We start from the raw sequence: 14,068 nt of genomic DNA on the forward strand, positions 1-14,068 counted from the left end.
AACCACTAGCACCGGACATGTACGGCACACAGCGCCAAATCGTCGTCCGAAGATACGAATTCGGCGCCGTCGTAATCATTTTGGGGGACACCCAGAACGCTTTCCTTCACACGTTCATACGACAGAGGCCGGTGCGAGTGGATTCCACTCGCACCGGCCTCGTGAACCGATCAGATGGTCAACCGATCACGGCTGTCCGGGCTTCAGCGCGATGAACAGTGCATCGACGTCGGCACACAACCGGTCTCCGTCGTGCAACGTGCCCTTCACGAACGCCTTGCGACCGTCCAGGGTCTCGACCCAGGTGCGCATCTGTAGCGGCGTGTCCAGCGGGGTCAGTGACCGATAGCCGACGGTGAGGTAGGCCGTGCGTGTCACACCCTCCACCTTCAGCGCCGACGCCAGACCGCCCAGGTCGTCGAAGGCGACGGCGATGTGTCCACCGTGCGCGGCCTTGTTGCCGCCGAGATGGAACGGCCGGAAGGTGACGTCGGCGATCACGCCGTCCGGTCCGCCGTCGGTGACCACATAGGGCGGCAACGTCAGGTTGCCCCGCGACGGCAGGTCGATCCGCGTCCCCGAGGGCGTCTCCCACTCGTCCACCTGAACCTTCGCGAGGTTCTCGTTGAGCGCCCGGACCTGCGCGATCATCGCCTCGGTGAGTTCCTCGGGCGGGCAGGCGTAGCGCGCCAGATCCATCAGGCGCCGCAGTTCCTCGTTGAGCTCGCCATAGCGTGGGCCACCGCGCGTGGTCGAGATGTCGATCTGCGCCCGGAACCCGCCCTCATGCGGCGACGACGCGTCCGCGGGGCGATCCCATTCTGAATGCGAGACTGGACTCATGTCCGCTACGCTATCGGCACCTCGACGGCACCGACCGGGCGAGGCCCACTTGGGCCGGTCCTCGACCTGCTGGAAGCCGATGTTCAGCTGCTGTGTCGATGCGGCGATCCATTGTGGGTGCCCGACGTCGCGGGATGCCCCCGACGTGGTCGGCGCGGCCTCTCCTTACGGTCCCGTAGGGCGATCATCCGACCGAACACAAGCGCAACGACCACCGACAGCGCCACCCACACCACGAGGATGACCGCAACCGTTGCCCAAGTGCTCACCCATCCAGGATGCCAAACAAACGGACTCTTGACTCCGACGCGTCAGAACCTCCCCAGATCTTGCACAGCCGGCTGCCGGCGGGCACCGACGATCCGATGGCAGTCAAACGTCACACCATGCGTGCCGCGGCCCGTCCCGCCTGCCGGCCCGAGAACAGGCATCCGCCGAGGAAGGTCCCCTCTAGGGCGCGGTAGCCGTGCACGCCACCACCGCCGAAACCCGATGCCTCGCCCACCGCGAGCAGCCCGTCGATCACCTTGCCGTCGGTCCCCATGACCCGTCCCGACAGGTCGGTCTGCAAGCCGCCCAGGGTCTTTCGGGTGAGGATGTTCATCTTGACCGCGATCAGCGGCCCGGCCTGCGGGTCGAGGATCGGGTGCAGCGGCACGGTCCGGATCAGGCTGTCGCCCAGATAGTCCAGCGACCGGCGGATTCCCCGGATCTGCGGATCGTTCGAGCGGGGATCGGCCGCCTCCCGATCCCGATGACGGATCTGGCGTTCGAGTTCACCGGCGTCGACGAGCGACGATCCGGCGAGACGATTCATCTTGCCCACCAGCTCCGGCACGCTGCGGGCGGTCACGAAGTCGGGTCCACGGTCGAGGAAGGCCTGCACCGGTGCGGGCACGTCGTCGGTGGCCCGTTTCGCCAGATACAGCGGCAGATTCTTTGCCGTGAGTTCGGGATTCTGCTCCGACCCCGACAACACGAATTCTTTCTCGATGATCCGCTTGTTAAGTACGAACCAGGAATAGCCGTATCCGGATTTCTGGATCAGTTCGAGCGTGCCGAGGGTGTCATAGCTCGGGATCCCCGGCGACGGGAACCGTTTCCCGGCCGCGTCGAACCACATCGACGACGGTGCGGCGAGCACCCGGATGCCGTGGGCCGGCCAGATCGGCGAGTGGTTGCGCAGACCTTCGGTGTAGTGCCACATGCGATCCCGGTTCACCAGCCGTGCACCGGCCTGTTCGGAGATGTCGAGCATCCGGCCGTCGACGTGGGCGGGTACACCGGTCACCATGAACTCCGGCGGTGTGCCGAGCCGGGCGGGCCAGTTCTTGCGGACCGTGGCCTGGTTGCCGCCGATCCCGCCGGAGGCCACGATCACCAGCGGCGCATGCAGTTCGAAGTCGCCGGCGGGGGTGCGATTGCTGCGGTGGCCCCGCGGCGCGTCGTCGGCGGCCAGCACGGTACCGCGCACACCGGTGACCGCACCGCCGGAGGTGATCAGCTCGTCCACCTGATGCCGGTACCGAAATCGCACCAGCCCCTTGGCCTGCGCCTCACGGATGCGGCGGACGAAGGGTTCGACCACCCCGGGTCCGGTGCCGAGCGTCATGTGGAAGCGCGGCACCGTGTTACCCGGACGCCCCACCCGGCCGTCGCCACGTTCGGCCCAGCCCACCACCGGGATCCACGCCATCCCCATCCCCGCCAGCCAGGCGCGTTTCTCCCCGGCGGCGAAGTGCAGGTACGCCTCGGCCCACTGTCGCGCCCAGAAGTCTTCTCCGCCTGGCTGATTCGGTCCGCGATCGAATCCTGCGGTGGCAAACCAGTCGCGGCGGGCGCGGTCATGGCTGTCGCGGACACCCATCAGCCGCTGTTCCGGCGAGTCCACGAAGAACAGACCACCCAGGCTCCAATGTGCCTGTCCGCCAAGGTTCTCGCCCGACTCCTGGTCGACGATGATCACCCTCTTGCGGGCGTCGGCGAGCTCGCAGGCGGCCACCAGACCCGACAATCCGTGGCCGACGACGATGACGTCGGCGTCGTGCCTCGACCCGCCCGTCCCCGGCGCGGCCGATGCCGGTCCGGTCCCGGATGTCCCCAGCAGGGCTCCGGCCGCCGCCGCGGTGACACCGCCGGCCAGCAGCGCCTGGCGGCGGGTGACAGAGAAATGCCGGTCTTCACGCACGTCGAACCCCTCGATCGCAGCGATCGGCACGGGAGACCCCCGCACCACATCGCCTTCCTCCCCTATACGGATACAGAACCGTATCGGATACATTGGTGTATCGCCAGAGGTCGAGGGCTATTTTCTGTCGGTTTCTCGCATGGCCGCAGGCGACCCGCGCTCGGCGACGTCGCTGTAGGCGAGCACCACATGCCGGAACAGATCGGCCCGCCGACGCAGCGCCGGGCCGAGATCGTCGTCGAGCAGGACCTGCATCATGGTGCCGTCGTGGACGGCGATGATGGCCTGTACGAAGGCATCCGGGTCCGGGATGACCCGGCCGAGATAGCCGAGCAACTCCACCACCATCGGCAGCAGGGCGTCGGCGATCGCCGCCTCGCGCTGCGCGATCACCGTCCGCAACGCCGGGTCGCGGAGCGCATGCGCGGTGAACTCGGCGCTGATCCCGAACCAGCGGGCATCGATCGGCACCATCGCCAGGATCTGCTCGACGACGTCGTCGACACCGACGGGTTCGGACACCGCCGCCTGTTCGAGCGCGGTGCCGATGGCCCCGATCATCGCCGCCGACCGGTCCTCCCACATCGCCAGGAACAGCTCCTCGAGCGACCCGAAGTTGGAGTAGAAGGCGCCTCGGGTGAAGCCCGCACGCTCGACGATCTTCTCCACCGAGGCCGATCCGTAGCCGAGTTCGGCAAACACCTCGAACGAGGCATCGAGGAGGCGGCGACGCGTCTGTCCCCGTCGTCTGGTCCCCCGGGCGGGACCCTCCTCTCCCATGCGTTGGAGGATACAACCGGCCGGCCCGACTAGGCTCTGACCCATGAGTTCCGCAGCGACTGAGCAGCCGTTCGATCCCGCCCAATGGGCCCCGGTTCCCGGGTTCGCAGACCTCACCGACATCACCTATCACCGGCACGTCGGCGAGGGTCGGGCCAATGGCATCGTGCGCATCGCCTTCGACCGCCCCGAGATCCGTAACGCCTTCCGTCCGCATTCGGTCGACGAGCTGTACCGCACCCTCGACCACGCGCGCCGTTCCCCCGACATCGGCACCATCCTGCTGACCGGTAACGGACCGAGCCCCAAGGACGGCGGCTGGGCCTTCTGCAGCGGCGGCGACCAGCGCATCCGCGGACGTTCCGGCTACCAGTACGCCACCTCCCACGACTCCGACGTGACCGCCGCCGGCGCCGGCGGCGTGGACGAGGCCCGCGCGAAGGCCGAGGGCGGCCGGCTGCACATCCTCGAGGTGCAGCGCCTGATCCGCACCATGCCCAAGGTGGTCATCGCCGTGGTCAACGGCTGGGCGGCCGGTGGCGGACACTCCCTGCACGCGGTCTGCGACCTCACCCTCGCCTCGCGGGAGCATGCACGTTTCAAGCAGACCGACGCCGATGTGGGTTCCTTCGACGCCGGCTACGGCAGCGCCTACCTCGCCAAGCAGGTCGGCCAGAAGTTCGCCCGCGAGATCTTCTTCCTCGGCGAGGCCTACGACGCCGAGACGATGCACCGGATGGGTGCGGTCAACCGGGTCGTCGACCATGCCCAGCTGGAGCAGACCGCGATCGAGTGGGCCCGCAAGATCAACGGCAAATCGCCTACCGCACAACGGATGCTGAAGTTCGCCTTCAACCTCACCGACGACGGGCTGATGGGTCAGCAGGTGTTCGCCGGGGAGGCCACCCGCCTGGCGTACATGACCGACGAGGCCGTCGAGGGCCGTGACGCCTTCCTGCAGAAGCGCGATCCCGACTGGGACGCCTATCCCTACTACTACTGACGTGCCCGGTCCGTCGACGGCCCGCCGACGATGGCGGCGGGCCGGACTGATCGTCGCGGTGGCCGCACTCGTGGCCACCGCCGCCTTCTACGGCCTCGGCTACCAGCTGTTCTACCGTGACCACTCCGATCCGTTACGTCACGCCGACGCCATCGTGGTCCTCGGTGGAGAGCACGACGGGCGCGAGGACTACGGCCTGCAGCTCGCCCGGGAGGGCTATGCGAGCACCGTGGTCATCTCCAATCCCTATCTCGACGATCACAGCAAGTCGAACACCCAACTGATGCAACGGGTCTGCTCGGCGGGCACCGACACCATCGAGGTGATCTGCTTCGACCCCGACCCATCGACCACCCGCGGTGAGGCGATGAAGGTCCAGCAGCTGGCCGAGGAGCGCGGCTGGACATCGGTGATCGTGGTCAGCTGGCGCTATCACCTGGTTCGCGCGCGCTACATCTTCGGTCAGTGCTTCGACGGCGACGTCGTCATGCGGGCCGTCCCGCGGACCTACCCGTCGTCGTTCGCGTTCTGGTCACACGTCTACGCCTATCAGTACGGTGGCCTGGTCAAGGCCGCGGTCCTCGGATGCGACAAGTGATCGGCCCGGACATGGAGGCGGCGCAACGGTTCTCGCCGGTCAGCCCACCACGCCGGTCAGTCGGTAGCGCCGGTCAGCGGGGCAGGCCTGCCGAGTAGATACCCCTGCCCCAGGTCGAAGCCGAGCGCATCGACACGTGTGAGCGTCTCCTCGTTCTCGATCCCCTCGGCGACCAGCGTCGCGCCGACGCCGCGTGCGATGCCGCAGATCGCCCGCACCACCGCGTTCGCTGTGCCACCGGCGCCGAGCGCCGAGATCAGCGACCGGTCCACCTTGAGCACATCCACCGGCAGGTCGAACACGTAACGCAGCGCAGAGAATCCCGCACCGAGATCATCGATGCAGATCGTGCACCCGAGATCGTGGAGATCGCCGATGACCGCCGCCGTCTGCCCGTCGGCGGTGATCACCTGGGTCTCGCCCAGCTCGATCCAGACATTCGCCGGGTTCACCCCGTGCCGCCGGAGCACACCGGCCAGGTGCGGGTCGTTCCCCTCCGCGACGAGTTCCTGGATCGACATGTTGATCGTGACGAAGGCGTCGTCGCCGTACCGCGGGATGATGACCTCGGCGAGGTCGGCGATCGCGCGTTCGGTGGTGTGGCGTCCGATCGGCACGATCATCGACGTCTGTTCGGCCACCTCCAGAAAGTCCGCGGGCAACCGCAGGCCGTCATCGGTGGACCACCGCATCAACGACTCGAACCCGACGATGCGCCGATCCCCGAGCTCGACGATCGGCTGATGGTGGACGACGAACTCGTCCTCGCCGGCGGCGGCCAGGCGGCTCGCCACCGTCACCGCGGCCGCCACCCGCTCGAGGGTCTGCACATCGGCGAACACGGTGCTGCGATGCGCACCGATCGCCTCACCCAGTGCGGCGTCGGCCAGGCGGATCAGCCGGTCGACCGGCAATCCGGGAAGGTCGGCGACCCGCGCCACCCCGGCCGCGACCGGCAAGGAGGCGGTCGACGCCCCCAGGCGGGCAAGGACTCTCGGTCTCCTGACGTACGACGACACCGGCTGGTCGTCCAGACCGGTGTCGCTGTCGAGGAACACCAGCCAGTCCAGATCACCACGGCGTCGTACCCGGACATCGGGGCACGCACCGACCAGGGCGATCAGGGCTTCGGCCCGTCCGATCGTCTCCGACCGCTCGTAGGCGACGGTGGCCTGCCGGTACGGGTCGAATGCGAGCGCGAGGACGACGGCAGGGTCCGAGTGGCTCTCACACAAGCTCGGCCAGCTGACCCATGTCCTCGACACGTTCGGCGTGGGTGGGTGCCACCGGCGAGGCGAGCATGACGGTGACGCCGGCGCCGCGGAATGCCTCGACGCGTTCGGCCACCAGGGACACCGGTCCGATCAGGCTCATCGCCCGCACCAGGTCCTCGGGCACCGCGGCGGCGGCCTCGGCCTTCTTGCCGTCGAGGTAGAGGTCCTGGATCAGCTTGGCCTCGTCGGCGTAGCCGTAGCGGACGGCGAGGGTGTTGTAGAAGTTCTTGCCGCGCGCACCCATGCCGCCGATGTAGAGCGCCGCGTGGTGGCGGACCAGCTGCAGGGCGTTCTCGATCTGGTCGGCGTCCTCGGTGATCAGCGCCGACGCCTGCACGACGATGCCCAGCTCGCCGAGTGCCGGATCACGCTTGGCGCGGCCCGCGGCCAGTGCCGGACCGAAGGCGGCGTCGACGTACTCGGGATGGAACAGGAACGGCTGGAACTCCTCGAACATCTCCGCGGCGAGTTCGGTGTTCTTGGGACCGATCGCGGCCAGCAGCATCGGGATACGGTCGCGCACCGGGTGATTGATGATCTTGAGGGCCTTGCCCAGGCCGGTGCCGCCGTTCTCCTCGGTGAGCGGCAGGGTGTAGTGACGCCCCTGGTACTCGCTCTTCTCACGGCGCCAGATCTTGCGGCAGATGTCGGCGTTCTCGCGGGCACGGCCCACCGGGTAGTCGTACTTGACGCCGTGGAAGCCCTCGATGACCTGCGGGCCCGAGGCGCCGATGCCGAGGATGAAGCGGCCGCCGGAGATGTAGTCGAGCCCGGCGGCGGTCATCGCCAGATTCGTGGGGGTGCGTGAGTACATCGGCAGGATGCCGGTCTGCAGTTCCATCTTCTCGGTGCGGGCGGCGATGTAGCCGAGCTGGCTCACCGCGTCGAAGCTGTAGGCCTCGGGCACCGTGACTCTCCCCACACCCGCAGCCTCGAAATCGGCGAGATTGTCGATGGTCTCGCGGAAGTCGCCCGCGTAGTTGATCGGCATGCCCAACGTCATCGATGTCATGGACGCGGATTCTTCCACACGAAATCACCCCCTGGGCAGGACTTTCCGAGCGCTCGTTCCACTCCCTCCTCGATAGACACCGAGAGTCACCGAAGTGAACACTTGGTGAACTTGACTCACGGGGAGGAAAACGGCGAGGTCACGGACTGATTCATCCGCGATTTCGGGGCTCCGAAGTTTAGGAAAATCGACCTCCGGGCAAGCATGATTGTCCCCATGAGCGGAGAGATGCTGATCCTTGTGCTGCTCGTCATCACAGCACTCGGGTTCGACTTCACCAACGGCTTCCACGACACCGGCAATGCCATGGCGACCTCGATCGCCACCGGCGCACTCAAGCCGAAGGTCGCCGTCGGGCTGTCGGCAATCCTGAACCTGGTGGGTGCGTTCCTCTCGGTCGAGGTCGCTGCCACCATCACCAAAGACGTCCTGAAAATCCAACAGACCAGCGGCGACAACAAAGGCGAGCTGATCGCCGGGTTGAGTGCCACCACAGCACTGTTGATCATCTTCGCCGGCCTCATCGGCGGCATCCTCTGGAACCTCTTCACCTGGCTGTTCGGCCTGCCGTCGAGCTCCTCCCACGCCCTGTTCGGTGGCCTCATCGGTTCGGGTATCGCCGCTCTCGGTCTCTCCGGCCTCAACTGGGAGGGCATCATCTCCAAGATCATCGTGCCCGCCCTGCTGGCGCCGGTGATCGCGTGCATCGTCGCCGCCTGCGGTACCTGGCTGGTCTTCGCGATCACCAAGAAGATCATGGAGTCCAAGAAGGAGGCCGGCTTCCGCTACGGGCAGATCGCGACCGCCTCACTGGTCTCGCTGGCACACGGCACCGGTGACGCACAGAAGACGATGGGTGTCATCGCGATGGCGCTGATCGCCTCCGGCCACCTCGAGGCCTCGAGCGTCAGCCACGGTCTCCCGTTCTGGATCGTGTTCTCCTGTGCCGGTGCCATCGCCCTGGGTACCTACCTCGGTGGCTGGCGCATCATCCGCACCCTCGGCAAGGGTCTGGTCGAGATCTCCTCGCCGCAGGGCATGGCCGCCGAGGCCAGCTCCGCCGCCATCATCCTCACCTCGTCGGCCGCCGGTATGGCGCTGTCCACCACCCAGGTCGCCACCGGTTCGATCCTCGGTTCGGGTGTCGGCAAGAAGGGCGCCCAGGTCCGCTGGAGCGTCGCCGGCCGCATGGCCATCGCCTGGGTCACCACCCTGCCGGCCGCCGGCATCGTCGGCGCGATCTGCTTCGGTATCGCCCACCTGCTCGGCAACGTCCTCGGCGCGATCGTCATCTTCGCGATCCTCGTGGCGCTCTCCGCCTTCATGTACTGGCGTGCACAGCAGAACAAGATCGACGCCAACAACGTCAACGCCGAATGGGACGAGGAGTCCGGCCTCATCCCGGCCGAGCTGAACGACTCGCCCAAGTCCACCCCGGTCGCCTGAGCGCCGGCCCGAAAGGATTTCGACGATGCACACTCTCGAAGCAATCGGCAAGGTGCTGATCGTGGGGCTGCTGTTCGGTGCGGGTCTGCCGGCCATCTTCGCGGTGGGGTTGCGCCTGCAGGCCGCCGGCTCCGGTGACGCGAACGCCGACGGCACCGTCACCGCCCCCAACCCGGCACTGAAGTTCGCCGCCTACGTGCTCTACGCCCTGGTCCTGGCGGCCATCGTGTTCGGCATCCTGTGGATCACCCGCCAGACGATCCTGTACTACACCGACGTCAAGATCTTCCCGAGCTGGGCCTACAAGTAGGCCCCCCGAGAGACTGTTGAGAAGGTACCGATGAGCAACCCCTCGCTGTTCGAGTCCGCGGTCGGCTGGATTCGCAAGGGCTACCCGGAGGGCATCCCGTCCACCGACTTCCCGCCCCTGCTCGCCCTGCTGATCCGGTCCGAGCTCGACGAGACCGAGGTCACCCAGGTCGCACTGCGCCTGGCCCGCGACAACGACGTCAACGTGCCGGTGCCCGAGGAGGCCATCCGCGACGCCATCGCGCATGTCACCTCCGAACTGCCCACCGACAACGAGATCAACCAGGTCGCAGGCCGGCTGGCCTCCGCCGGCTGGCCCCTCGCGACGACGGCGGTGTGAGAGCCAGACAGACGACGAGCACCCGGCCGCACCCCTCGGAGTGCGGCCGGGTCTTTCGTACAATCACCCAATAGCCACCATCCACCACGGAGAGGGGGTTTGACGTATGGCCGAGCGATCCCTCGTGAGCAGGATCATCGAATGGCTGCGCGCCGGATATCCCAACGGCGTTCCCGAACACGATTACGTTCCACTCCTGGCGATCCTGCGCCGCCAGCTGACCGAGGACGAGGTCCAGCAGGTGTCGTCCGAGCTGATCGCCGAGTCGGCTCCCCCACCCGAGCCGATCTCCAAGATCGACGCGGGCGTCAAGATCACCGAGGTCACCCAGGAACTGCCGCACGAGACCGACATCTCACGCGTCCGCACCTATCTGGAGGACCAGGGCTGGCCATTCGACGATTCGCCGCTGGCGCCGCCCGACACCGACACCACCGACGACGGCGGGGACCGGCCCGACACGGACGAGGACGAGTCCTGAGAGTCCTACGGCCACTTCCCCTTCCGTCCGGTCCTGCCGTCCTCGACCGGCTCGACGACCTGCGCGCCCTGCTGGCCGGTGAGGCATCCTTCGCACCGGTCCCCGACGACCCCCGTGAGCAGGAGCTGCTCACCGGGGCGTTCGGGATCGGGACCGGGATCGACGACGACGTGGTGCTGGTGATCGCCACGTCGGGCAGCACCGGCACCCCCAAGGGTTCACAACACACCGCGGCGACCCTCACCGCGTCGGCGCAGGCCACCGCAACACATCTCGGCGGTGCGGGTGCCTGGCTGCTGGCCCTGCCGCCACACCACATCGCCGGACTGCAGGTGCTGTTGCGTTCGCTGGCAGCCGGTTTCACCCCGGCGGTGCTCGACCTGGCAGCGGGATTCCACCCCGACGCCTTCGCCGACGCCCTCGAGGCGCTCGACGGTCCGCGCCGCTACACCTCGCTGGTTCCCACCCAGTTGCGCAAGGCACTCGACTCGCCGCGCGCCGTCGCCGCCCTCACCGGCGTCGACGCCCTGCTGGTCGGCGGTGCCGCCACCCCACCGGCCCTGCTGCACAAGGCGATCGACGCCGGCATCCCGATCGTGCGGACCTACGGGATGAGCGAGACCGCCGGCGGATGTGTCTACGACGGCATCCCGCTCGACGGTGTGCAGATCGAGATCGTCGACGCCGGCCCCGACGGTGTGGGGCGGGTGTCGCTGTCGGGACCGATGGTGGCGCAAGGTTATCGGCTGCTGCCCGACCATCCCGCCTTCGCACACGCCGGGGGCTTCCGCACGGACGATCTCGGTCGCGTCGTCGACGGTGTCCTACAGATCACCGGCCGCGCCGACGAGGCCATCTCCACCGGCGGACTGACCGTCGTCCCGCAGGTGGTGGAGGCCGTCATCGCCGACGACCCGGCCGTCGCCGAGTGTGCCGTGGTGGGCGTCGCAGACGAACGGCTCGGGGAAAAGGTTGTGGCCGTGGTGGTTCCGGAGCCGGGAATGACGGTGGATGCCCACCGCATCCAGGATGCCGTCACCGACCGGCTCGGCAGGTATGCCGCACCCCGGGAGGTGGTGACGGTGGCCGCCCTCCCCCTCCGTGGACCGGGAAAGATCGACCGGCGGGCGTTGCGGGCTTCCCTGTGGCCACCGGCGTCTTCCCCGGCCACCGGCATCGGCTAGGCGGCCCCGACCACCTCGGGAGTCTGCACGGTCTCATCGGTGTCGGGTGCATCGGTGTCGTGTGCATCCGTGTCATGTGTATCGGTGTCGGATGACTCCGTGGGCTCACTCGTCTCGGGAGTCGTCTCGGCCGGTGTGGTCGCCGCCGGAACATCGCTCTCGGTCACCGCGGGAGCCTCGGTCACGGCGGGGGTCTCGGCCACGGCGGGGGTCTCGGTCACGGCGGGGGCCTGCACCGTCGAAGTCGTCGGCGTCCCAGCATCATTCGTTGCTGCAGCCTCACCCGTGCCGGTGTTGTCACCCTCCACCGCAGCGGCGGCCACCGTACGCGCAGCCGTCTTCTGGGTCGTGGCGGTCTGGGTGGTCGAGGTGATACCGAGCAGATCCTCGATGTGGGCGGCGTCCTCGTCCTCGCCCTGCGCCCAGGCGAACCAGTTGTGCCCGCCGTTGGAGTACCGGAACTCCACCGGCAGATCCAGGGCGACGGCGCCCACGTTGAGGATGGCCGTCGACACCAGCGCCCCGAGTTCCAGGGTCACGCCCAGCACCATGCCCGACGCCGCGGCCGCCAGCAGGGTGGGGAGCTGCTCGGGGGTGTCGCGGACGGCCTCCTGGAGCACCGTCCACGCGATCTCCAGTTCCTTCGGCGTGAGCAGGCCGTTTCCGGTGGAGATGATCACGGTCTGGCCGTTGGCCTTCGCCTCGGCGATGCGCGTCAAGACGTCGTTGGCAGCCCACTGGTTACCGGAGCTCCACGGCAGTCCCCACATCGCCGACAACCCGTTGTCGATGTCGGCGCGCTCCCCCTGGATGTAGGGGATCAGGATCCAGCCGAGCGGATTGTTCGTCTCGTAGTAGCCGGAGTAGGAGCGCATCACGGTGAACGTGTCCGAGTGGTTGAGACCGATGATCACCGCCGGCGCCCCCGACATCGACACCCCGACAATCGCATTGCCGGTCTGCTGGACATCGAAGTTCTCGTCCAGGTAGGCAGGCAGTTCGTCGCCGATGAAGGTGTCCCACTGCGGCGCGGTCTCGCTGCCGGTGGGCGCATCCTGCCAGTTGGTCATCCATTCACCGGCGCCACCGGCGGGCATCACCAGGTTGGTGGCGCTGCTGTAGGAGGTGAGCGCCCCGGCCTCGTCCTTCGACCACGTCGAGTACTCGTCGTTGGAACCCAGGCCGTCGAGGAAGTACACGGCGTGTTCGGTCGAGCCGGCCGCATTGTCGGAGGCGCGGATCTGCACCACGACGTCTCGGCCCAACGCCTCGGAGTGGATGGTGCACGTCTGCACATGGTTGGCCTCGTCGGCGTCGGACAGCCATCTGCAGCCGTCCCGCAGCCGGTCGGGGTCGACGGCATGGGCCGGTCCGGCCATTCCGAGCGCCAATGCACTCACCGCTGCCGCCGTCATCATGGCAACCGTCGACCGCAGTCCACCCACACGCATACGAAACGCCTCACAAGTATTTTGGGCCCGACCCGGACAGGACTGTACGGCAAGACCTTTCGTTACCGCATCATTTCTTTAGCAGTACAGACTATTTGGCGTATTGAATTCACTTCTGCCACAAACTGGACGGGTTCGGAGGGCCGATGGGACTATCCCCACGGCTCACGAAATGCCGCCGGTTTCTGGGCTCTTCCGGAAGTCGGCACCGCCACCGAACCGCGATCCACAGGCTGTGTACGCACGATCGGTGCAGACCTCGAACTCCCCCACACTCGACCCATGCTCTCCGACGGCGTGTACACCTGGGCCCAGCTCCTCGGTCTCGGCCTGGACCAGACCGCGATCAGACACCATCTCGCCGACAAGACGCTGACCAAGCTCCGGTACGGCTGGTACTCGACTCCCGATGCCGACATCCAACTCGTCGAGGCCGTGCGGCTCGGCGGTGCACTCACCTGCCTGACCACCCTCGCCCGACACGGCGTGTGGATTCCTGACCACCCGCGCGAGGTCCACATCCGGGGCGGTCGCAGCGCCCATGCCGAGCACCCCCGCCGTTTATGCCGCAGCTATGACCGTCCGTTCGCGGTGACCGCGGCCGTCGACGACGCCCAGACCGCCCTTCGCCACGCACTGCGATGCCTCGACGATGAGGGGATCGTCATCGTCGTCGACTCCCTGCTCGACCTGTCACGCGAACCGTCCACCCGAGTTCTGACACCAGCCCAGGTCACCGCTGCCTTCACCGGTGCCCCACAGCGTGTACGACGCTGTCTGGATCTGTCCGACGGGCGGGCCCAGTCCGGAACCGAGACACTGGTGCGGCTCCGCCTGCGCAGGCGTGGGATCAAGGTGCGTCCGCAGGTCTTCATCCCCGATCTCGGCCGGGTCGATCTCCTCGTCGGCGACCGGCTCATCATCGAGGTCGACAGCGTCGCCCACCACACCGGCGCCGAGAACTATGCCGAAGATCGTCGCCGTGACCAGGTCGCGGCCCGGCTCGGGTATCTGCGGATGCGACTCACCTACTCCGACGTGGTGTTCAACTGGGCGCGGACGGAGGAAACGATCATCGCGACCGTTCGCGCCGGCCACCATCGCGGCCCGCGTCAGCGCAAGCCCGTCCAGAACCTGGCGAGCTGACGCGGGGCGTGTG

General features: G+C 67.5%; 14 protein-coding genes. 8 read left to right on the forward strand and 6 right to left on the reverse strand.

The window, feature by feature from the left end; genetic code table 11:
• Positions 1 to 186: 186 nt before the first annotated feature.
• The 3 genes from GD1_RS14480 to GD1_RS14490 form a co-directional block, all read right to left on the reverse strand.
• Positions 187 to 843, reverse strand: a complete 657-nt coding sequence (locus GD1_RS14480; protein ID WP_053778847.1) for a PaaI family thioesterase — start codon at positions 841 to 843, stop codon at positions 187 to 189.
• A gap of 379 nt (positions 844 to 1,222) precedes the next feature.
• Entirely contained in the window at positions 1,223 to 3,061 is a 1,839-nt protein-coding gene (locus GD1_RS14485) for an FAD-binding dehydrogenase (protein WP_280513268.1), read from the reverse strand.
• A gap of 87 nt (positions 3,062 to 3,148) precedes the next feature.
• Positions 3,149 to 3,811 carry a TetR/AcrR family transcriptional regulator gene (locus GD1_RS14490; protein WP_059037763.1) on the reverse strand — a complete coding sequence of 221 codons (663 nt, stop codon included), beginning with the start codon at positions 3,809 to 3,811 and terminating at the stop codon, positions 3,149 to 3,151.
• Between the two features lie 43 nt (positions 3,812 to 3,854).
• On the opposite strand from GD1_RS14490, the gene GD1_RS14495 reads away from it, so the two are divergent.
• Together GD1_RS14495 and GD1_RS14500 are read left to right on the forward strand one after the other, a co-directional pair.
• Positions 3,855 to 4,814, forward strand: coding sequence for a 1,4-dihydroxy-2-naphthoyl-CoA synthase (locus GD1_RS14495; RefSeq protein WP_053778849.1), 960 nt, complete (start codon positions 3,855 to 3,857; stop codon positions 4,812 to 4,814).
• 1 nt (position 4,815) lies between these two features.
• Positions 4,816 to 5,412, forward strand: coding sequence for a YdcF family protein (locus tag GD1_RS14500; protein ID WP_174519058.1), 597 nt, complete (start codon positions 4,816 to 4,818; stop codon positions 5,410 to 5,412).
• Between the two features lie 56 nt (positions 5,413 to 5,468).
• Here the strand turns inward: GD1_RS14500 and GD1_RS14505 are convergent, their stop codons facing one another.
• Together GD1_RS14505 and GD1_RS14510 are read right to left on the reverse strand one after the other, a co-directional pair.
• Positions 5,469 to 6,647: an EAL domain-containing protein gene (locus GD1_RS14505; protein ID WP_059037765.1), complete on the reverse strand. Its 1,179-nt coding sequence runs from the start codon at positions 6,645 to 6,647 to the stop codon at positions 5,469 to 5,471.
• Positions 6,640 to 7,698 (reverse strand): LLM class F420-dependent oxidoreductase, encoded by a 1,059-nt coding sequence (locus tag GD1_RS14510; protein WP_059037767.1) that lies wholly within the window; start codon positions 7,696 to 7,698, stop codon positions 6,640 to 6,642. Before GD1_RS14510 ends, GD1_RS14505 begins: the two co-directional genes overlap by 8 nt.
• Before the next feature lie 216 nt (positions 7,699 to 7,914).
• Here GD1_RS14510 and GD1_RS14515 point away from each other — a divergent pair, with 216 nt between their 5' ends.
• The 5 genes from GD1_RS14515 to menE all read left to right on the forward strand — a co-directional run bounded on the left by GD1_RS14515 (position 7,915) and on the right by menE (position 11,458).
• On the forward strand, positions 7,915 to 9,144 hold the full coding sequence (locus GD1_RS14515; protein ID WP_174519059.1) for an inorganic phosphate transporter: 1,230 nt from the start codon (positions 7,915 to 7,917) through the stop codon (positions 9,142 to 9,144).
• A 25-nt stretch (positions 9,145 to 9,169) separates the two neighbouring features.
• Positions 9,170 to 9,454, forward strand: a complete 285-nt coding sequence (locus GD1_RS14520) for a hypothetical protein (protein ID WP_020790245.1) — start codon at positions 9,170 to 9,172, stop codon at positions 9,452 to 9,454.
• Positions 9,455 to 9,484: 30 nt separating this feature from the next.
• Entirely contained in the window at positions 9,485 to 9,793 is a 309-nt protein-coding gene (locus tag GD1_RS14525; RefSeq protein ID WP_059037769.1) for a DUF3349 domain-containing protein, read from the forward strand.
• 106 nt (positions 9,794 to 9,899) lie between these two features.
• On the forward strand, positions 9,900 to 10,274 hold the full coding sequence (locus tag GD1_RS25455; RefSeq protein WP_059037782.1) for a DUF3349 domain-containing protein: 375 nt from the start codon (positions 9,900 to 9,902) through the stop codon (positions 10,272 to 10,274).
• The gene (menE, locus tag GD1_RS14535; protein ID WP_238404055.1) at positions 10,271 to 11,458 is read left to right on the forward strand and encodes an o-succinylbenzoate--CoA ligase; all 1,188 of its coding nucleotides are present in this window, start codon (positions 10,271 to 10,273) and stop codon (positions 11,456 to 11,458) included. The genes GD1_RS25455 and menE overlap by 4 nt, the downstream gene beginning before the upstream one ends.
• On the opposite strand, the gene GD1_RS14540 is transcribed toward menE, so the two are convergent.
• A complete protein-coding gene (locus GD1_RS14540) occupies positions 11,455 to 12,909 on the reverse strand; it encodes an alpha/beta hydrolase (protein ID WP_059037771.1) in 1,455 nt (484 codons plus the stop codon). The two genes, menE and GD1_RS14540, sit on opposite strands and share 4 nt — an antisense overlap.
• 282 nt (positions 12,910 to 13,191) lie before the next feature.
• Here GD1_RS14540 and GD1_RS14545 point away from each other — a divergent pair, with 282 nt between their 5' ends.
• Positions 13,192 to 14,055, forward strand: coding sequence for an endonuclease domain-containing protein (locus tag GD1_RS14545; protein WP_059037773.1), 864 nt, complete (start codon positions 13,192 to 13,194; stop codon positions 14,053 to 14,055).
• The last annotated feature ends 13 nt before the right edge of the window (positions 14,056 to 14,068 follow it).

The sequence above is a fragment of the Gordonia desulfuricans NBRC 100010 genome (assembly GCF_001485495.1).
In the GTDB taxonomy this organism is placed as follows: domain Bacteria; phylum Actinomycetota; class Actinomycetes; order Mycobacteriales; family Mycobacteriaceae; genus Gordonia; species Gordonia desulfuricans.